The 18483-nt window shown below is 59.9% G+C and carries 14 protein-coding genes and 1 pseudogene; 7 read left to right on the top strand and 8 right to left on the bottom strand.

Annotated elements, in window-relative coordinates:
- Positions 1 to 19: 19 nt before the first annotated feature.
- Entirely contained in the window at positions 20 to 2329 is a 2310-nt protein-coding gene (locus tag LC531_RS07455) for a GH92 family glycosyl hydrolase (protein WP_223649682.1), read from the top strand.
- Between the two features lie 25 nt (positions 2330 to 2354).
- Here the strand turns inward: LC531_RS07455 and LC531_RS07450 are convergent, their stop codons facing one another.
- The 3 genes from LC531_RS07450 to LC531_RS07440 all read right to left on the bottom strand — a co-directional run bounded on the left by LC531_RS07450 (position 2355) and on the right by LC531_RS07440 (position 4564).
- The gene (locus LC531_RS07450; protein WP_223649681.1) at positions 2355 to 2966 is read right to left on the bottom strand and encodes a hypothetical protein; all 612 of its coding nucleotides are present in this window, start codon (positions 2964 to 2966) and stop codon (positions 2355 to 2357) included.
- 11 nt (positions 2967 to 2977) lie between these two features.
- On the bottom strand, positions 2978 to 3394 hold the full coding sequence (locus tag LC531_RS07445; RefSeq protein ID WP_223649680.1) for a hypothetical protein: 417 nt from the start codon (positions 3392 to 3394) through the stop codon (positions 2978 to 2980).
- A gap of 309 nt (positions 3395 to 3703) precedes the next feature.
- Positions 3704 to 4564 (bottom strand): DUF6615 family protein, encoded by an 861-nt coding sequence (locus tag LC531_RS07440; RefSeq protein ID WP_223649679.1) that lies wholly within the window; start codon positions 4562 to 4564, stop codon positions 3704 to 3706.
- A gap of 108 nt (positions 4565 to 4672) precedes the next feature.
- Between LC531_RS07440 and LC531_RS07435 the strand changes: the two genes are divergently transcribed.
- Both LC531_RS07435 and LC531_RS07430 read left to right on the top strand, forming a co-directional pair.
- Complete coding sequence (locus LC531_RS07435; RefSeq protein ID WP_223649678.1) at positions 4673 to 5242, top strand: tetratricopeptide repeat protein; 570 nt, start codon at positions 4673 to 4675, stop codon at positions 5240 to 5242.
- A 4-nt stretch (positions 5243 to 5246) separates the two neighbouring features.
- The gene (locus LC531_RS07430; RefSeq protein WP_223649677.1) at positions 5247 to 6653 is read left to right on the top strand and encodes a phospholipase D-like domain-containing protein; all 1407 of its coding nucleotides are present in this window, start codon (positions 5247 to 5249) and stop codon (positions 6651 to 6653) included.
- Positions 6654 to 6912: 259 nt separating this feature from the next.
- Here LC531_RS07430 and LC531_RS07425 read toward each other — a convergent pair whose 3' ends face one another.
- Complete coding sequence (locus tag LC531_RS07425; protein ID WP_223649676.1) at positions 6913 to 7104, bottom strand: hypothetical protein; 192 nt, start codon at positions 7102 to 7104, stop codon at positions 6913 to 6915.
- A gap of 172 nt (positions 7105 to 7276) precedes the next feature.
- On the opposite strand from LC531_RS07425, the gene LC531_RS07420 reads away from it, so the two are divergent.
- On the top strand, positions 7277 to 8998 hold the full coding sequence (locus LC531_RS07420) for a M28 family metallopeptidase (RefSeq protein WP_223649675.1): 1722 nt from the start codon (positions 7277 to 7279) through the stop codon (positions 8996 to 8998).
- Between the two features lie 102 nt (positions 8999 to 9100).
- On the opposite strand, the gene LC531_RS07415 is transcribed toward LC531_RS07420, so the two are convergent.
- Together LC531_RS07415 and holA are read right to left on the bottom strand one after the other, a co-directional pair.
- Positions 9101 to 9805 carry a PA2169 family four-helix-bundle protein gene (locus LC531_RS07415; protein WP_223649674.1) on the bottom strand — a complete coding sequence of 235 codons (705 nt, stop codon included), beginning with the start codon at positions 9803 to 9805 and terminating at the stop codon, positions 9101 to 9103.
- A gap of 87 nt (positions 9806 to 9892) precedes the next feature.
- The gene (holA, locus tag LC531_RS07410; RefSeq protein WP_223649673.1) at positions 9893 to 10945 is read right to left on the bottom strand and encodes a DNA polymerase III subunit delta; all 1053 of its coding nucleotides are present in this window, start codon (positions 10943 to 10945) and stop codon (positions 9893 to 9895) included.
- Positions 10946 to 11145: 200 nt separating this feature from the next.
- Between holA and LC531_RS07405 the strand changes: the two genes are divergently transcribed.
- Both LC531_RS07405 and tyrS read left to right on the top strand, forming a co-directional pair.
- Positions 11146 to 13317: a M3 family metallopeptidase gene (locus tag LC531_RS07405; protein WP_223649672.1), complete on the top strand. Its 2172-nt coding sequence runs from the start codon at positions 11146 to 11148 to the stop codon at positions 13315 to 13317.
- Positions 13318 to 13435: 118 nt separating this feature from the next.
- Positions 13436 to 14743, top strand: coding sequence for a tyrosine--tRNA ligase (gene tyrS, locus LC531_RS07400; RefSeq protein WP_223649671.1), 1308 nt, complete (start codon positions 13436 to 13438; stop codon positions 14741 to 14743).
- Between the two features lie 232 nt (positions 14744 to 14975).
- Here tyrS and LC531_RS22880 read toward each other — a convergent pair.
- Positions 14976 to 15152: pseudogene (locus tag LC531_RS22880) on the bottom strand (histone H1); the annotation flags it as partial.
- 259 nt (positions 15153 to 15411) lie between these two features.
- Positions 15412 to 16650: an aminotransferase class I/II-fold pyridoxal phosphate-dependent enzyme gene (locus LC531_RS07390; protein WP_223649669.1), complete on the bottom strand. Its 1239-nt coding sequence runs from the start codon at positions 16648 to 16650 to the stop codon at positions 15412 to 15414.
- 321 nt (positions 16651 to 16971) lie between these two features.
- Between LC531_RS07390 and accC the strand changes: the two genes are divergently transcribed.
- Positions 16972 to 18477 (top strand): acetyl-CoA carboxylase biotin carboxylase subunit, encoded by a 1506-nt coding sequence (gene accC, locus LC531_RS07385; protein ID WP_223649668.1) that lies wholly within the window; start codon positions 16972 to 16974, stop codon positions 18475 to 18477.
- The last annotated feature ends 6 nt before the right edge of the window (positions 18478 to 18483 follow it).

Raw genomic sequence — 18483 nt, 5'->3', positions numbered from 1 at the left:
CGCCGGCTTACTTTGCCGGATGAAGCATCTGCTGCTCACCCTACCCCTGCTGCCGCTGCTGGCGGCGGCCCAATTCCAAGCCCCTACCCCCGCCGAAAACCTGGTGCAGTACGCCCACCCGCTGGTGGGCACTGCCAAGATGGGCCATACCTACCCAGGGGCCACGGTGCCCTTCGGCTCGATACAGCTCTCGCCCGATACCGATACTATCAGCTACGAGCAGAACGGTAAGTACAACCCCGAAGTGTACTCCTACTGCGCGGGCTACCGCTACCAGGACCCCACCATCGTGGGCTTTTCGCACACGCACTTTAGCGGCACGGGCCACTCTGATTTGGGCGATTTTCTGGTGATGCCCACTACCGGGCCGCTCCAGCTGAACCCCGGCACGGCCGATAAGCCGCGCAGCGGCTATCGCTCAGTCTACTCGCACGCCACGGAAGTGGCCGAGCCGGCGTACTATAAGGTACGGCTGGCCGACCACGATATTTTGGCCGAGCTAACGGCCACGACCAGGGTAGGGATTCACCAGTACACGTTTCCTAAGGCCGAGGAGTCGCACGTCATCCTGGATATGATGGCCGGGATTTATAATTATCCCGACAAGAATGTGTGGACGTTCGTACGGGTCGAAAACGACTCGCTCGTGACCGGCTACCGCCAAACCAACGGCTGGGGCCGCACCCGCACGGTATACTTCGCGCTCAGCTTTTCCCGGCCCTTTAAAACTTATGGTAGCCGGAATTATGATAAGAAAGAAGTCTACCACGGCTTCTGGGGCCGCTTCGACCAGCAGCACAACTGGCCCGACCTGGCCGCTCACCAGCTGCGCCTGCACTTCGACTTCGGGCCCACCACGGCCGGCGAACAGGTGAAGCTGAAAATGGCCATTTCGCCCGTGAGTACGGCCGGCGCGCTGGCCAACCTGCGGGCCGAAGCGCCCGGCTGGAAATTTGCCGACTACCGGCAAAAGGGCCAGGCGCAGTGGCAGCAGGAGCTGCGCAAAATCGTTATTCAGTCGCCGCGCCGGGTGGATAAGGAGAACTTCTACACGGCCATGTACCACGCCTTTATCGGCACTACCATTTACCAGGACGTAGACGGGCAGTTCCGCGGCCTCGACCAGAACAACCACCTCGCCAAGGACTTCACCAACTACACCACCTTCTCCCTTTGGGATACCTACCGGGCGCTGCACCCGCTCTACAACCTGGTGCAGCCACAACGCAACGCGGATATGGTACAAAGTATGCTCACCCACTTCGACCTCAGCGCCGAGCATATGCTACCCGTGTGGGTGCACTACGCCAACGAAAACTGGTGCATGATTGGCTACCACGCGGTGCCGGTGCTCTGCGATGCCATCGTGCTCGGCAACGCGCCTTTCGACCAGAACCACGCCCTGGACGCCTGCGTAACCACCGCCCGCCAGCGCTGGTACGACGGCCTGGGCGACTATATAGATAAAGGTTACGTGCCCGAGGACAAAAGCGGGGCCTCGGTGTCGAAAACCCTGGAGTACGCCTTCGATGACTACTGCATCGCGCAGGCCGCGCAGAAGCTGGGCCGCAAGGATATTGAGCAGGAATTCCGGCAGCGGGCCACCAACTGGCAGCACGTGTACGATGCCCGCATCGGCTTCATGCGCCCGCGCCTGAGCAGCGGCCAGTTCCGCGATAAGTTTGACGTGCTGACGACCAGCGACCCGGCCTACATCGAGGGCAACGCCTGGAACTACAGCCTCTACGTGCCGCAGGACCCGGCCGGCCTCATCGCCAAAATGGGGGGTAGCAAAAATTTCGTGCCGCACCTCGACTCGCTCTTCACCATGAACCTGCCCGACAGGTTCTTCGCCGAAACCGAGGACATCACCCGCGAGGGCATCATCGGCAACTACGTGCACGGCAACGAGCCCGCCCACCACGTGGCCTACCTCTACAACTGGACCGACCAGCCCTGGAAAGCGCAGCCCCGCATCCGCATGATTCTCAACAAGATGTACCACCAGGGCGCGGACGGCCTCGGCGGCAACGACGACTGCGGCCAGATGTCGGCCTGGTACATCTTCTCGGCCCTGGGCTTCTACCCCGTCGCCCCCGCCTCGGGCGAGTATGCGCTCGGCAGCCCGGCCGTATACGGCGCGACGCTGCAAGTCGGCCAGGGCAAAACCTTCACGGTAACCGTTAAAAACCAGTCTGATAAGAACGTCTACGTGCAGTCGGCCCGTCTCAACGGCCAGCTGCTGACGCGCCCGTTTCTGCCGGTGCAGGCGGTGCGGCAGGGCGGCACGTTGGAGTTTGTGATGGGGGGTAAGCCGGCGCGGAAATAGTATAGGGCTAACTGTGTAAGTCCTACTAGCTCGCCCTATTTGCATAGGCTCGCAGGCGACCGGCCGCCGCTTGGAAACTGACCAAATACGCACAGCCTAAGGCTGATAGCTCAGCTCTTATTCCTGGCTTGCCAAAATCCTTCTCATTGCGCAAGACGAAAAGCTTTGGCGTATCGGTGGGCATACTCCGCAAACCCGCCAGTACGGAGGCATAGATTAGTGAATCTTGCGGGGTTAGGTTATAAAGCTGCGCCTTCTCAAACGCTTCCTCAATAACCGCTTGAGCCAGCGGCACTAACGTAGCTACTTGCGATAATTCGCCCGCGATGGCGTAAAGCCGTTGCGTTTGCGTGCGGGTCCTTTCCGAAAGCAACGTAGTGAGCGCCAGCGTTAAATCGTCCATCGCGCTGGCGTCACTCTCGGCCTCGCGGCGGTGCTGCGTGATTTCTTTCAGCAAATACTCCTGGTAGCGCTCCCACTCGTTGCGCAACGGCCGGAGCTTTTCAAATACTTCTGTGAGGGCGTAGTGCGGCAGCTGCAACGAATAGGCAGTGGATACAGCACCTTGCCGGATTTGTTCGCAAAAGGTATACTCAGCCTGTCGAAACGCTAACTCCAACACAAAATTAGACTCCACAAATACGTGCATCAGTTTACCTCGCCTTCCAGGTGAATATACCCACGATGAATTAGCGGCTGCAACCCGGTAGTTACCAGCCATTCCTGACCCGGCATTTTCAACAGGGTTTCGGCAGGCTTGAAAATAATGGAGCCCAACCACGAGTAAACCAGCAACGTAAACTCTCGTCCGCCCAACGTAGCCAAAGGCACCTTTTTCAGGTCGATGTACTGGGTAAGCAACGCTTCTGTGTCACCTTCATACGCGGGCACGGTGCCAGCAGGACTCCACACCCAGAATTTTTGGGTAGAGATAAATAGAAAAAAGCAAGCAGGGCTACTCGCTGCCACGAGCTCGCGCATGGCTTGTGCAGCTTCAGCCAGCTCTGGCCTTACGCTTCTTTTAACTTCTATTATCAGTTGCGTCGTGCCATCTTCCGAGGTCACGAATAAGTCGGCTAGCAGGCGGGCAGTTGTCGGGTACATTGGGCAGGCCAACCAGGTTTGTGTCGAACCCAGTCCTTAGTTTCAAATATACGCAACAGCCCAAGGTATCACCTATCCATACCAGCCGCCCACAACCCGCAGCCTCGGCCAGTTTCTAGGGCTTCTTGCGTTATACTTGCAGCCATGAACCCCGACCCTACCCCCTCCTACCTGCCCGCCCTGCTACCCCCCACCGCCGCCCTGCTCCACTAGACGCAGGCGGGGCTTTCTGCAACTGTGCGTATCAACTAGGAAAACGAGGTAAAAAGCCTAATGTGCTGAAAATTGTCGAGTTGTTACAACTCGACTTAAGGTATCTGACGAGTCATTATTGAAGCCAACGAATTTGTCAGAAGTTGCTGTTAAAGGCATATTTTTGCTGTCTATAAGTTTAGCAACGTAATTCGGTGGCGAGTCCAAAAGATATTGCACCTTACTTACTCTGTCAATAGCACCAATGTATTTAAGCACTGCCTCAATTTGTTCGACAATAGAGCCACCTTCTGCACTAAAAGAATTGCAAATTAAAGATTGAAGTGGAAGTAGGTGCGGAGCCACATCACACAAGTTTCTTCTATACGAGTTTTTCTTCTCGCCTTCTATATGACCACGCAACTTCTTTACCCTTATGGCTGCCATGATTGAACAACCCAGAATGCTTTCATTATAATTGGTTACGCAATCTAAAATTTTAGTTAATTTTTGCGGCAAAGATAACCAATGACAATAAAGAAGGTATAACGGAACGCGAGGATAATCGCGTTCATACTGAGATTGATTAATAAGCTTATCACATTGAGAAACTGACTTAGGGTTTTTAGGCCACGGGTAATGTAGGTGTTCAAATTCATGAGCTTTTTTCGAAATCACTTTCGCCTGAATTCGCATTCCAAGCCACTTTCCAGAACTACCTTGAAACCACCACTCCCAATCTGCTCCATTTTTACCTTCTTCGATTTTATTAAATGCCTTAATTTCGAAACCTGGCAACTGTAGCCTTAATAAATCACGAATTAATAAATCAGTCAGAGTTTCTTCGCCCAACCAGTAGGGAAGGTTTCGGCCTTCTTGTATGCGATGCCACGTATTAATGGCAACTTTACTGAAAGCGGTACATAGAGCGTTCGACACGAAAATTTAGTTATAAGGTTGCTAAATGGTGGGCTAAGACAACGAAAACTACTGATGCGTTTGTTACCTTGTTGCACATGAACCAAATTTTTCCTAATATTACACATTATGTCTGAAGAATTTCAAACTTTACTCTCTGAAGACGAAGGGTTACACTCGTCTACACCTGCAATAGTACCTTCAGTAAATCTAATATTACAACGGACACAAACTACTGTGGGCTTACTACGGGAGGTAGTGCAGGAAAGCTCGGCGGAGTACTGGTATGAACGAGGAAGAGCCAAATATGAACTAAAAGATGATTTAGGGGCCCTTGACGATTATGATAAAGCTATTGATATTGATAATAGCAAATCCGATTTTTACGCAGAGAGAGCTTCAGCCAAATGTTGTCTAGGTAACTATATGGGGGCTATCTCTGATTACGACACAGCCATTAGCTTAAATCCGCAAGATGCAGCGCTATATTTTTGGCGCGGAAATATAAAATCTTCTCTAATTCATAATAGAGAAGCTCTTAAAGAGGCAGTTATTGACATTAGCAATGCTATCGGACTTGGATACAAACGCAAATATGATGCTTATATGCAACGGGCATCTGTTAAGCATGAAATGGGAGATATTGCTGGCGCTGCCGCTGACAGTGCTAAAGCTAGAGAATTTGGTCGAAATAATTAGATAAATGCAAACCGAAGCCTTCTTCACCAATATCCGCGCCGTTATCCTGCGTGAAATCGGCCTCGCTAAGCAATCTATTCACGTCGCCGTGGCGTGGTTTACCGACCGCACCCTGTTTGCGGCGCTGCTGGCGCGGCAGCGGGCGGGCGTACCCGTGGCCCTGTGCCTGACGCGCGACGAGCACAACATCAATTTCCAGCCGGGCGGGCTGCCCTTTGCCGAGCTGGAAGCGGCCGGCGGGCGCGTGACGGTGGTCGCCGACCGGCTGATGCACCACAAGTTCTGCGTCCTCGACGGGCGCGACGTGCTCACCGGCTCCTACAACTGGACGCACCGCGCCGCCCACCACAACGAGGAAAACCTGGTGCTCACTACCGGCGATGCCGAGCTGGCCCGGCACTTCCTGCGCGAGTTTGCCCGCCTCACCGGACAGCCCGACGCGCCGGCCGCCGACCCGGCCGTGCAGCGGGTGCTCAAGCGCCTGGCCGTCATCGAGTCGCTGCTGACGCTCTCCGAAACCGAAGACCTGCCCAAGCACCTCGACCGCCTCGCCGCCGAGCCGCTGGCCGACCCGCGCCTGGCCGCCGTGCTGGCCGCCCTGCGCGCCCACCGCTACGCCGAGGGCACGGCGCTGCTGCACGCCTTCGTGGCTGCCCACGCCCAGGTGCGCCGCTGGGAAGACCCGCAGCTGGCGGCCTTGCTGCTCGAAATCCGCCGCCTCGAAGCGGAGCTGCTGGCCCTCGAAGCCGAGCGCGCCGAAGCGGGCCGCCTGCTCCTGGCCTTCGAGCTGTGGCACGAGCGCGAGCTGGGCGAGTTGCTGCAAGCCGTGCTGGCCCTGCGCCGCGACGTGGCCCGCTGCCACCGCCAGGAGTCGCCCTATTCGGAAAGCGAGTACCAGCGCGCCGAGCAGCGCTACCAGCAGCAGGCCCACGACCGCGAGCAGGCCCAAACCACGGCCGCCCACACCTTCGCCCTCGATGCCGACGGCCGCGCCACCCTCAAAAAGCTCTACCGCGAGGCCGCCCAGCTCTGCCACCCCGACCGGGTAGCGCCCGCGCACCAACGCGCCGCGACCGAGGCGTTTCAGCAGGTGCTCAGCGCCTACCAGCGCCAGGACGTGGCCGGGTTACAGGCCCAATTACTGGATTTGCGGCGCGGCATTTTTACGGCCGATACTACCGCGCCTACCTCCCTGGAAATACTGCAAGCCCGCCGCGACGCGCTGGCCGCCACACACGCCGCGCTGCTGCACGAGCTGGCCGAGCTGCGCGGTAGTGAGGCTTTTGCATTAGCCCAGGCCGACGAAGCCGGGCAGGCACTATATCTGAGTACGAACCGCGCCGCGCTTTTGGCCGAGCGCGACCGGCTGCAAGCGCAGCTAGCGGGGTTTTTGCAGCGGGCAGCCGTTTAGCGGGTGGTAGAATCAGCCATTTATGGTGAGTATGTTTAGGATTTCGTCAGACCGTCATGCTGAGCTTGTCGAAGCATCTCTACCGCATCATTGAATGGCTCACATGAAGCGGTAGAGATGCTTCGACAAGCTCAGCATGACGGTCTTTTAGCTTTTCTAAAATCTTAAACAGTTTCAACCGAGACCCAAAAAATCCCGGCTAACTTGGTAGATATACCAAGTTAGCCGGGATTTTGCAATCAGCGAAAGCTCGTCTGGCTTAATTACCGATGGCCTGCTTGCCTTTAGCGCGCTTATAGAGGTAGGCAGCCCCGGCGGCTAAGAGCGCGCCGCTCAGTACTTTGTGGGTGGAGGTGAAGCCGCCGCTGGTGGTGCCGTCGTCGTTGGTTTTGCCGCGGAACAGGCTGGTAATCATGCCGCCTAGGGTGCCGCTTGGTTGGTTATCGCTCATGGGTGAAATCAGGTTTAAGGTGAATACCCGCTTTTTACGGGGGTAGGGCGGGCGGCGTTCACAGCTGCACGGCGGCGGCGCTTTTTCTGCTGCTGGCCAGCGCCGGCTTTTACCACGTTTCGGGGCCTACATTCGCGGCCGCACCCGTTGCGTTTCACTTTAGCTGCTACTCATGCGTATTTCTTCCCTACCCCCCTGGCTGGCCCCCGTCGCGGCCGGCCTCTTGCTGGCGGGCTGCCAAAGCAACTCCACTACTGCCGAAACCGCCGCGGCCGGGCCGCCCACCGAGGCCACGCCCACCGACACGGCCAGCGTACCCACACCCAACGATGGCATCACGCCCGCCCTCATTGCCCAGCACATCCAGGTACTGGCCTCGGATGACTACCAGGGCCGGCGGCCGTTTACGACCGGCGAGGATAAGGCCACGGCCTACCTAGCGGGCGAGTTCAAGAAGCTGGGTTTGCAGCCCGGCGACAAAGGCAGCTACTTTCAGCCGGTGCCGCTGGTGGAAATTACCGGCCGGCCCGACTCCACAGCCACCATCGCGGGCCAGGGTAAGTCACTGACCCTGAAGTACCGCACCGACTACATGTTCCTGACCGAGCAGGAAAAGCCGACGGTCGAAATCAAGAACTCGCCGCTGGTTTTTGCCGGCTACGGCGTAACGGCCCCCGAGTATAAGTGGGACGACTACGCCGGCCTCGACGTGAAGGGCAAGACGGTGGTGGTGCTCATCAACGACCCCGGCAACGCGGGCACCGATAGCACCCTGTTCAAGGGCCGGGCCATGACGTACTACGGCCGCTGGATGTATAAATACGAGGAAGCCGCCCGCCACGGCGCGGCCGGCCTGATTATCATCCACGATACCAAGCCCGCCTCCTACCCCTGGTCGGTGGTGCAGAGCAGCAACGGCGGCGCCAAGCTGCACCCCCAAACGCCCGACCACGGTGCCAGCAAAGTGGCCCTCGAAGGCTGGATAACCCTCGACGCGGCCAAGCGGATGTTTGAGGCCGCCGGCCAGCAGTATGATGCCCTGTACGCCGCCGCTAACAAGCCCGGCTTTAAGGGCCAGGACCTGGGCTTGAGCCTGACCACCACGCTGCACAATAAAATTGTCTACAAAACCTCCAAAAATGTGGTAGCCGTGCTGCCCGGCACTACCCGGTCTCAGGAGTACATCATTTACTCGGCGCATTGGGACCACCTGGGCATCGGCCCGGCCATCAACGGCGACTCCATCTACAACGGCGCGCTCGACAATGCCAGCGGCTGCGCGGGGCTGCTGGCCATCGCCACGGCTTTCAAGCAAGCCAAGGAGCAGCCCCAGCGCAGTATCGTATTCCTGGCCGTGACGGGCGAGGAGCAGGGCCTGCTGGGCTCCGACTACTACGCCCAGCACCCGATTTTTCCGCTCAAAAACACGGTGGCCGATATTAATATGGATGAGCTGCTGGCCTTCGGGCCCATGCGCGACCTCACCATCACCGGCTACGGGCAGTCGGAGCTGGACGACTACGCCCGCGATGCCGCCAAGGAGCAAAACCGCTACGTTATCCCCTACCAGCACCCCGAAACGGGCAGCTTCTACCGCTCCGACCACTTCAGCTTCGCCAAGGTGGGCGTGCCCGCCCTCTACGCCAGCGGCGAGTTTGAGAGCCGCCTGCACGGCAAGGCGTTCGCCGAAAAAGAGCGTAAAGACTTTGAAACCAACAACTACCACCAGCCCTCCGACCAGTACAACCCGAAGTGGGACCTGCGCGGCGCGGCGCAGGATGCGCGCCTGCTCTTCCGCGTGGGCCAGAAGCTGGCCGCTACCCCCACCTTCCCGCAGTGGAAGCCCGGCTCCGAGTTTCTGGCCGTGCGCCTGAAAAGCCGGGTGAATCGGTAGCTGGCAGCTGTTACCCAAAAGAGAGGGGGTAGGGATGCAAAACCGCATCCCTACCCCCTCTCTTTAGTCAGATAATCCGTTGTCGGCTATCAGTTCAAAAACTTAGCCTTGCTTGGTCGTCAGCTCCTTGAGGCGCTTGTAGGTTTTTTTGGACTGCGAGAATTGCTTTTTGATGGCCTCGCGGGCTTCACCTTTAATGGCCTTGCGACGCAGGGCTTTTTTGTAGGCTTTGATGGCCCAGCGCTCGCCATACACGTTGGCGGCCAGGATGGACTTCTCGTCGCGGCCCGTCACGGCAGCCTGGGCATCCATAAACTTGCGGTAGAGTTTGCCCTTGAGGGTCGTGCCGGTTTCGCGCTCACCACCCTGGCGGGTCAGGTAGCCGTTGAGGCTGCTGGCAAACTGCTGGCTCTGGCTCACCAGCTGCTGGTAGTAGCCGCGCAGCTGGCCGTCCTTAGATTCAGCCACGGCGCGCTTATAGCCCTCAATGCGGTCGTTCACGAACAGCAGCAGCTCGTCGAGGGCGGCCACGGCGCGCTTCTTCTTGCCTTTTTTCTTGGGCGCGATGAGATAGCTGAGACCAGCGGCCAGCAGGGCCCCGCCCACGATTTTCTGGGTGGTAGTAAGCTTGTCAAAGGCGCTCAGCGTTTTATCGCCGGCATCCTTGAGCGTATCCGGCACGTGGCCCAGCATGTCTTTGCTTTTGCTGGCCGCCTCTTCGTACAGGTCTTTGGCCTTATCGGACGATTCGGTATACAGGTTCTTCGCCTTGTCGGCGGCATCGGAGATAGGTTCGGGCACTTTCATCGCGGTAAAATTCAGGGTTCGGGTAAATACACTCATTTTACGGTAAGCAGTGGCCGCGCGTTTAAATTCGGGCCGGTTTTGGCCCGCCTACCCTACCGCCGCTGCCGGCACGGGGTGCAGCAGCAGCCACACCAGCTCACGCAGAATCTCACCCTCGTCCATACTGCCGCTCTCGATGCCCTTGCTCTGCGCATCGGCCCTACGGATGAGGTGAATCACCTCGATGGTGCGCGCGGGGCTGAACTGGCGCAGCGCCAGCTGGTATTCCTTCTGGGCAAATTTCTGGATGCCCAGCTTTAGCAGCTCCGCATCCGAGGGGTTGGGACCCGCCTGGTGCAGGGCCAGCAGGCGGATAAAGAAATTGAAGAGCAGCGTCAGGTTTGGAATCAGCGGGTTGGCCTTGGGGTTGGCGGCGAAGTGCGTGAGGATGCGGTTGGCCTTGAGCACGTCGCGCTGCACCAGGGCGCGTTGCAGCTCAAATATATTGTACTCCTTGCTGATACCCACCAGGCGCTGCACCAGGTCTTCGTCAATGGCCTGGCCGGGCTTCACGTTAAGCAGCAGCTTATTCACTTCGTTGGCCAGGCGGCTCAGGTCGGCTCCAATGTACTCGGCCAGCAGGGCCGTGGCACCGGGCGTAATCTGCTGCTTGCGCTGGCGCACGTAGCCGCCCAGCCACGGCGGCACTTGGTTGTCGTAGAGCTTTTTGCTGGTGAGCAGCGCCGCGCCGGGGGCGGTGGCCAGCAGCTTGCCCAGCTTCTTGCGCGAGTCCAGGGTCTTGTGCTTGTAGCAGAACACCAGCACGGTGCTGGCGGGCGGGTTTTTGAGGTAGGCTTCTAGAAACGGCCAGGCCCGCTCGCTCTCCAGGTCGGCCACGGCCTGCGCCTCCTTCACGATGACGACCGTGTGGGCGCTCATCATCGGGAAGCGCTTGGCCTGGCCCAGCACGCCCGTCACGTCGGTATCCTTGCCGTAGAGCACCGTTTGGTTGAAGCTGCGCTCGCTCTCGGGCAGTACCGTAGCTTCGAGCGCATCGGCCACCAGGTCAATGAAATACGGCTCCTCGCCCTGCAAGAAGTACACCGGCTGAAACTGCCGCTGCGCCACGGCCTTGAGAATGGTATCGGTATCTTGCTGCAAGGGGGTAGGGACTGCGTGAAGGGGCGGCTGACGCCAGGGGTCAGGCCCCTGTCAGCAAAGATAAAACCGCTCGGGAGGAGACCCACGTGCCGGAGGTCCTGGCGCTGGCGCTGGCGGCGGGTAACGTTTTGACCTGGGCGATGGTATAGCACGCCACCCGACCAGGTTCGCGCCACCGCGCGGCCCGTCGGCTCTTGCCCATGTCTAATCCCTTGTTTTCCCGCACGCTGGCCCTGGCCCTGGCGGCCCTTACGGGGGCGTGCGGCAGCCCGGACGCCCCCGCTTCGCGGGCTACTACGGCCGGCCGGCCGCAACCGGCGCGGGGCAATCCGTTGCTGGTTGCCAGCTCCCTACCCTACCAGGCCCCGGATTTTGCGCACCTGACGGACCGCGATTTTCAGCCCGCGCTCGCAGCGGGGCTCCGGCAACAACGGGCCGAGCTGGCGCGGCTGGCGGACAATCCCGCCGCCCCGACTTTCGACAATACGTTGGTGGCCCTGGAGGGCAGTGGCCGCTTGCTAAACCGGGTAACGCTGATTTTCAACCAACTGCTCGATGCCCAAAGTACCCCTACCCTGCGCCAGACGCAGGAAGTGATGGCCCCGGAACTGGCGGCTAGTCAGGACGCTATTTACTTGAATCCTAAGCTATTTCAGCGGGTAGAAGCCGTCTACGCCCAGCGCGCCGAGCTGGCCCTGGACTCCGAGTCGGCGTTCCTGCTCACGTATTATCACCAGCAGTTTATGCTGGCCGGAGCCGCCCTACCCGCCCCGGCCCGGCAGCAGCTCCAACGGCTCAACCAGCAGGAAGCCCGCCTGATGGCCCGCTTCTCCCAAAAAGTAAGCGCGGCCTCGGCGGCGGGCGCGGTGCGGCTGCGCGACTCGGCCAGCCTCGCGGGTCTGTCTGCCAGCGAGCGCCGGGCGGCGGCACGGCCGGCCCGCGCCCACCAGGCGGCGAGCACCTGGCTGCTACCCCTGGAAAACTTCACGCAGCAGTCCGTATTACTGTCGCTCACCAAGCGGGCCGTCCGGCAGCGGGTATTTGCTGCCTCCTGGACCCGCGCCGAGCGGGGAGATTCCAACGACACGCGGACCACGATTGCCCGCCTGGCTGCGTTGCGGGCGGCTCAGGCTCATTTGGTGGGATTTAAAAACTACGCCACCTGGAAGCTGCGCACCCAAATGGCGCAAAGCCCCGCCGTCGTCGCGGCCTTTCTGGGGCAACTGGTGCCGGCCGCCACGGCCAAAGCCCGCCAGGAAGCCACCGCGCTTCAGGCCCTGGTTAAGCAGCAAAGAGAGGGCTTCCCGCTCCAGCCCTGGGACTGGCAGTTTTACGCGCGCCAGTTGCGCCAGCGGCAAGCGGCCGGCCTGTCGGACGACGCGCTAAAACCCTATTTGGAGTTAAATAACGTGCTGCGGAATGGCCTGTTCTACGCGGCCAATCAGCTGTACGGCATTACTTTCCGCGAGCGCCCCGACTTGCCCGTGTACCAGCCCGATATGCGCGTATTTGAGGTGCGGGAGGCGGACGGCCGGGGCCTGGGACTTTTCTACTGCGATTTATTTCAACGCGACAATAAGCGCGGGGGCGGCTGGTCCAACAGCTTTGTTGACCAATCGACCCTCTGGGGCACCAGGCCAGTCGTCTACATCTCGTGCAATTTTCCCAAGCCCCCGCCCGGCCAGCCGGCTTTGCTGACCCCGGACAACATCACGACCCTGTTTCACGAGACGGGACACGCGCTGCACCGGCTGTTTTCCAACCAGCGCTACCGCAGCCTATCGGCGGCCAACGTGGCCAGCGACTTCGTGGAATTTCCGTCGCAGTTCAATGAGCACTGGGCTTTTTACCCCGCGGTAGTCCAGCACTACGCCGTTCATTTCCAGACCAAGGCCGCCCTACCCCCCGCTCTGTTGGCGCGGCTCACGCGGCCCCCAACGTTCGGCCAGGGCTACGCCTTTACGGAAGCCCTCGCCGACGATGAGCTGGATATGCAGTGGCACACGCTGGCCGCCGGCCAGCCAGTCCAGCCCGTGGATAGCTTCGAGGCGGCCGCTTTGCGCAACACGCACGTTTATCTGCCCCAGGTGCCGCCCCGCTACCGCTCCAGTTACTTCCGCCACATCTGGGCCGATGGCTACGCCGCGGGCTACTACGCCTACGCCTGGTCCGAAATGCTGGACGACGACGCCTACGCCTGGTTTCGGGCGCACGGCGGCCTGACCCGCGCCAACGGGCAACGCTTCCGGGACTTGATTTTGGCGCGCGGCCACACCCGGCCCTACGGCGAGCTGTTCCGCGCCTTCTGCGGCCACGCCCCCACCATTGCGCCGCTGCTGGCAAACCGGGGGCTAACCGGCGGCCCGTGGTAGGACCTGCCGGGGCCTGGTAGCCAGCAAGTTTAGGAGCTGGCCTACCTTTGCCCTTTAGCCGCGTAGCCACTAAGCTGGCCGAGTGCAGCTTTTCACCCTTTTGCCGTCTATTTTTCGCTTGAACCTCCTTGAAGAACTCTCCTGGCGCGGCATCCTGCACGATGCCATGCCAGGCACGGCCGAGCACCTGGCCAGCACCCGGCCCGCGTCGGGCTACGTGGGCTTCGACCCTACCGCCCCGTCGCTGCACATCGGTAACCTAGCCGGCATTATGCTGCTGGTGCACTTGCAGCGCGCCGGCCACCGCCCCGTGGCCCTGGTGGGCGGGGCCACCGGCATGATTGGCGACCCCAGCGGCAAAAGCGCCGAGCGCAACCTGCTCGACGAGCCTACCCTGCGCGCCAACCAGGACGGCATCCGGGCGCAACTCGAAAAATTCCTGGATTTCAACGATTCGCCCACCGGCGCGGTGCTCGTTAATAACTACGACTGGTTCCAGGGCTTTGGCTACTTGCAGTTTCTGCGCGATGTAGGCAAGCACCTGACGGTGAACTATATGTTGGCTAAAGACTCGGTGAAGCGCCGGGTGGGCGGCAACGAGGAGACGGGTGCCGAAGGCATCAGTTACACCGAGTTTAGTTATCAACTTCTGCAAGGCTACGACTTCTATCATTTGTATAAAACGCTGAACTGCACCCTGCAAATGGGGGGTAGCGACCAGTGGGGCAATATCACGACCGGCACTGAGCTGATTCGGCGCATGGGCGGCCCGGAGGCCAAAGCCTATGCCCTCACCGGCCAGCTCATCACCAAGGCCGACGGCACCAAGTACGGCAAGAGCGAGAGCGGCGCGGTGTGGCTCGACCCAGCCCTGACCTCGCCCTACCAGTTCTACCAGTTTTTCCTCAACAGCACCGACGAGGACGCGCCCCGGCTCACCCGCGTCTTCACCCTGCTCAGCCAAGCCGAAATCGAAGCCCTCGAAGCCGAGCACGCCCAGAATCCCGGCCGCAAAGTGCTGCAAAAAGCGCTGGCCCAAGACGTTACCATTCGCGTGCATTCCGAGGCAGTTTACGAAGCGGCCGTAGCGGCTTCGGAGGTGCTCTTTGGCAAGGGCGGCGACCTCACCGCGCTCAGCGAAGCCACCCTGCTCGATGCCTTCGCGGGCCTGCCCCACCTGCGCGTGCCTCGCGCCGAAGCGACCACCCTACCCCTGGCCGTGCTGCTGAGCGAGGCCACTGACAAAAAGATTCTGCCCTCGCGCGGCGAGGTCCGCAAGCTTATCCAGGCCAACGGCCTGAGCCTGAACGGCCAGAAAGCCACTTCGCCCGATACCTTGGCCGCCGAGCTACCCCTGCTGCACGCTAAGTACGTAGTGGTGAAAAAAGGCCGGCGCGACTATTTCCTGCTGGAACTGACTACCTGACTCTAGCAAAACCAGGCCCGGCCCCACACACAAAAAGCCCCGTTGAATAACGGGGCTTTTTGCTGGGAAATCGACCACGAAAACCGCTCAACTTGAAAAGTTCGCCGGAATTCGTTCGTCAAGTCTACTTCTTCTTCGCAGCGGCGGGGGCGGCCTTCTTGGCAGCTGGAGCCGCCTTTTTTGCGGCCGCGGGGGCGGCCTTCTTGGCGACCGGGGCCGCTACCGTCTCCTTGGAAGTGTTCTTCTGGTTCTGAACGGCCAAGCGAATCTCCTGCGCCATGTTTTTCAGCTCCTGCATGCCCTTGCGGACGCGGGTGCCGGCGGCAGCGTTGTGCTTGTCATACGATTTCTCAAAATCGTCTTCCAACGAGGTAACGAGGTCCTTGAGCTTGTTATAGGGGTTAGCCATGAAAGGTAGTTGAAAATGGGTGAGAAAAAGGGGATTGTGCTTACGCGGCCCTAATATACAGGCACTTTCTACGCAAGCAACCTTTTTCGGTTTTTTTAAAACTGCCTTTACGGCCCTGGGAGGCAGTTTTTACGTAAAAACTATCTCCCAGGTGAAGTTTTTGACTTTCCATCCTCTTAGAAAAGTGCAAAAAAGCTGCGCCGACTGTTTCTAGAAAACGGTCGGCGCGGAAGAGTTAGGTTAGCTAGTTACCACGGCCTCAGGCAGTAGCGGGCTGCTTGCTGTAGAGCCCCTTGTCGAGCTTGGCAGCGATGGCTTCGAAAGCCGCGATGGTCTGGCGCACATCCTCAAGCGTGTGCACGGCCGTGGGGATGAGGCGTAGCATAATAACGCCTTTGGGCACTACCGGATACACCACAATAGAGCAGAAAACGCCGTGATTCTCGCGTAAATCAAAGGTTAGGGCCGTGGCGTCGGAAATCTGGCCGTTAAATAACACGGGCGTCACCGGCGACTCAGTGGTGCCGATGTTGAAGCCCTTTTCGCGCAGGCCGCTTTGCAGGGCACGCACGATGGTCCAGAGGTTTTCGCGATACTCGGGGTGGTTGCGAATCAGTTCCAGGCGCTTGAGGCCACCCACTACCAGGGGCATAGGTAGGGATTTGGCGAATATCTGGCTGCGCATGTTATAGCGCAAATATTCAATAACGCCCTCCTGGCCCGCCACGAACGCGCCGATGCTGGCCATGCTCTTGGCGAAGGTGCAAAAAATCAGGTCTACGCCCTCCTGCACGCCCAAATGCTCAACCGTGCCGGCCCCCGTGGCGCCCAGCGTACCGAAGCCGTGGGCGTCGTCAACGAAGATACGAAAGTTGAATTTCTCCTTCAACTTCACGATTTCGCGCAGCTTGCCGAGGTTGCCCGACATGCCAAACATGCCTTCGGTAATCACCAGAATGCCGCCGCCGGTTTCGTCGGTGAGGCGCTTGGCGCGCTCCAACTGCTTTTCGAGGCTCTCCATGTCGTTGTGGTTAAACACAAAGCGCTTGCCTTGGTGCAGGCGCACGCCGTCGATGATGCAGGCGTGCGACTCGGCGTCGTATACAATGGCGTCGTGGCGGCTCACCAGCGAGTCGATAATGCTCACTACCCCTTGGTAACCGAAGTTGAGCAGCAGGGCGGCGGGCTTGTTCACGAAGTCAGCCAACTCATTTTCGAGTTGCTCGTGCAGGGTAGAGTTGCCGCTCATGATGCGCGCGCCCATCGGGTAGGCCATGCCGTACTCGGCCGCGCCTTCCACATCGGCCTGCCGCACTTCGGGGTGATTGGCCAGGCCGAGGTAGTTGTTCAGGCTCCAGGTCAGCACCTCTTTCCCACGGAACATCATCCGGGGTTTAATTTCGCCTTCGAGCTTAGGAAAGGCAAAGTAGCCGTGGGCGTAGTGTGAGTGCGAACCCAGCGGGCCCCGATTGGCCGTAACGCGGTCGAAAATATCCACTGAAAACTAGGGGGAATAAGTTATGAGGGCGAAAACGGCGAGCCCAGCCGGCGCGCACGTCTTAAGATTAGCTAAATGACAAAGATAAGCCTCCGCAGCCTTTGTACATAATTTGGGCGTAGCTGCAAGGTAGGGATTACTTCTTTATTACCAAGGAAGTGATTTAAGGTTTTCTTTGTGGCTGCAAAACGCCGTAGCGCGAGCTTTCCAGTTCGTGCGCCAGCGCCAGCGAGCATGGTCGTGCACATCATTCGGTCGCCGCCTGCTCGCTGCGCTCGCGCCCGAAGTGGAAACTTCGCGCTACCTCTTTCCCACCCTCACATGAAGAAAATTGCTAAGCTCCTGGTTGCTAACCGCGGCGAAATTGCGCTGCGCGTGCTACGCTCGGCCCGCGAAATGGGCATTGCCACGGTGGCCATCTACTCGGAGGCCGACCGCCTCTCGCCGCACGTGCGCTACGCCGACGAGGCGGTGTGCGTAGGCCCGCCCGCCTCCAAGGACAGCTACCTGCGGGGTGATAAAATTATTGAGATTTGCCACCAGCTGGGCGTCGATGCCATTCACCCCGGCTACGGCTTCCTGTCGGAAAATGCTGGCTTTGCCCGCGCCGTGCGCGAAGCAGGGCTCATTTTTGTGGGCCCCAGCCCCGAGGCGATGGAGTTGATGGGTGATAAGCTCTCGGCCAAGCAAACGGTGAAGGCCTATAATATTCCGCTGGTGCCGGGCACCGACGAGGCCATTTCCGACGTGGAGGCGGCTAAGCAGATTGCCCAAGAAGTAGGCTTTCCGATTCTGATAAAAGCCTCGGCCGGCGGCGGCGGCAAGGGCATGCGCCTGGTGCACGGGGTGGACGAGTTTGAGGAGCAGATGCAGCTGGCGGTGAGCGAGGCCACGTCGGCGTTTGGCGACGGGGCGGTGTTTATTGAGAAGTTCGTGACCGGGCCGCGCCACATCGAGATTCAAGTTTTGGGCGATGAGCATGGCAACATCGTGCACCTGTTTGAGCGCGAATGCTCGATTCAGCGCCGCCACCAGAAGGTGATTGAAGAGGCGCCCTCGGCGGTGCTCACCCCCGAACTACGGGCCGAGATGGGCCGCTGCGCCGTGGAGGTGGCCCGCGCCTGCCAGTACGCGGGGGCCGGCACCGTGGAGTTTTTGCTCGATGACCAGCACCGCTTCTACTTCCTTGAAATGAATACGCGCCTGCAGGTCGAGCACCCGGTGACGGAGCTGATAACGAGCCTCGACCTGGTGAAGGAGCAGATTCGGGTGGCCGAGGGCCAGCCCCTGCCCTTCCGCCAGGAAGACCTGGCCATCAACGGCCACGCCCTGGAGCTGCGCGTGTACGCCGAAGACCCGCAGAACAACTTCCTGCCCGACATCGGCCGCCTCAGCACCTACGTGCGCCCCCAGGGCCCCGGCGTGCGCGTGGACGATGGCTTTGAGCAGGGCATGGAAATCCCGATTTACTACGACCCCATGATTGCCAAGCTGGTAGCCTACGGTGCCACCCGCGAGGAGGCCATTGCGCGGATGCTGCGCGCCATTGCCGAGTACCAGATTACGGGCATCGAAACCACGCTGCCCTTCGGCACTTTCGTGCTCCGGCACCCAGCGTTCGTGAGCGGCAATTTCGACACGAATTTCGTGCGCGACCACTTCAGCGCCGCCGTGCTGGCCCCCACCATGCCCAACGAAGGCACCGCCCAGGTAGCCGCCGCCCTGGTGGCCATGCTGCTGAGCGAGAAGCAGGCCCCTACCCCCCCGGCAACGGGCGAAGCAACCGGCACGCCAGCTTCAGCGTGGCGACGCAACAGGTTAGGGTAGGGTAGG

Source organism: Hymenobacter psoromatis, from assembly GCF_020012125.1.
GTDB lineage: Bacteria > Bacteroidota > Bacteroidia > Cytophagales > Hymenobacteraceae > Hymenobacter > Hymenobacter psoromatis.
This window is presented reverse-complemented; position numbering and strand designations above follow the sequence as displayed.

Bases quoted from the DNA above. Each gene is read 5' to 3' on its own strand.
- LC531_RS07420 (WP_223649675.1), top strand. From the start codon at position 7,277: ATGCGTATTTCTTCCCTACCCCCCTGGCTGGCCCCCGTCGCGGCCGGC.
- accC (WP_223649668.1), top strand. From the start codon at position 16,972: ATGAAGAAAATTGCTAAGCTCCTGGTTGCTAACCGCGGCGAAATTGCG.
- LC531_RS07430 (WP_223649677.1), top strand. From the start codon at position 5,247: ATGCAAACCGAAGCCTTCTTCACCAATATCCGCGCCGTTATCCTGCGT.
- LC531_RS07405 (WP_223649672.1), top strand. From the start codon at position 11,146: ATGTCTAATCCCTTGTTTTCCCGCACGCTGGCCCTGGCCCTGGCGGCC.
- LC531_RS07415 (WP_223649674.1), bottom strand. From the start codon at position 9,805: ATGAAAGTGCCCGAACCTATCTCCGATGCCGCCGACAAGGCGAAGAAC.
- LC531_RS07455 (WP_223649682.1), top strand. From the start codon at position 20: ATGAAGCATCTGCTGCTCACCCTACCCCTGCTGCCGCTGCTGGCGGCG.
- LC531_RS07425 (WP_223649676.1), bottom strand. From the start codon at position 7,104: ATGAGCGATAACCAACCAAGCGGCACCCTAGGCGGCATGATTACCAGC.
- LC531_RS07435 (WP_223649678.1), top strand. From the start codon at position 4,673: ATGTCTGAAGAATTTCAAACTTTACTCTCTGAAGACGAAGGGTTACAC.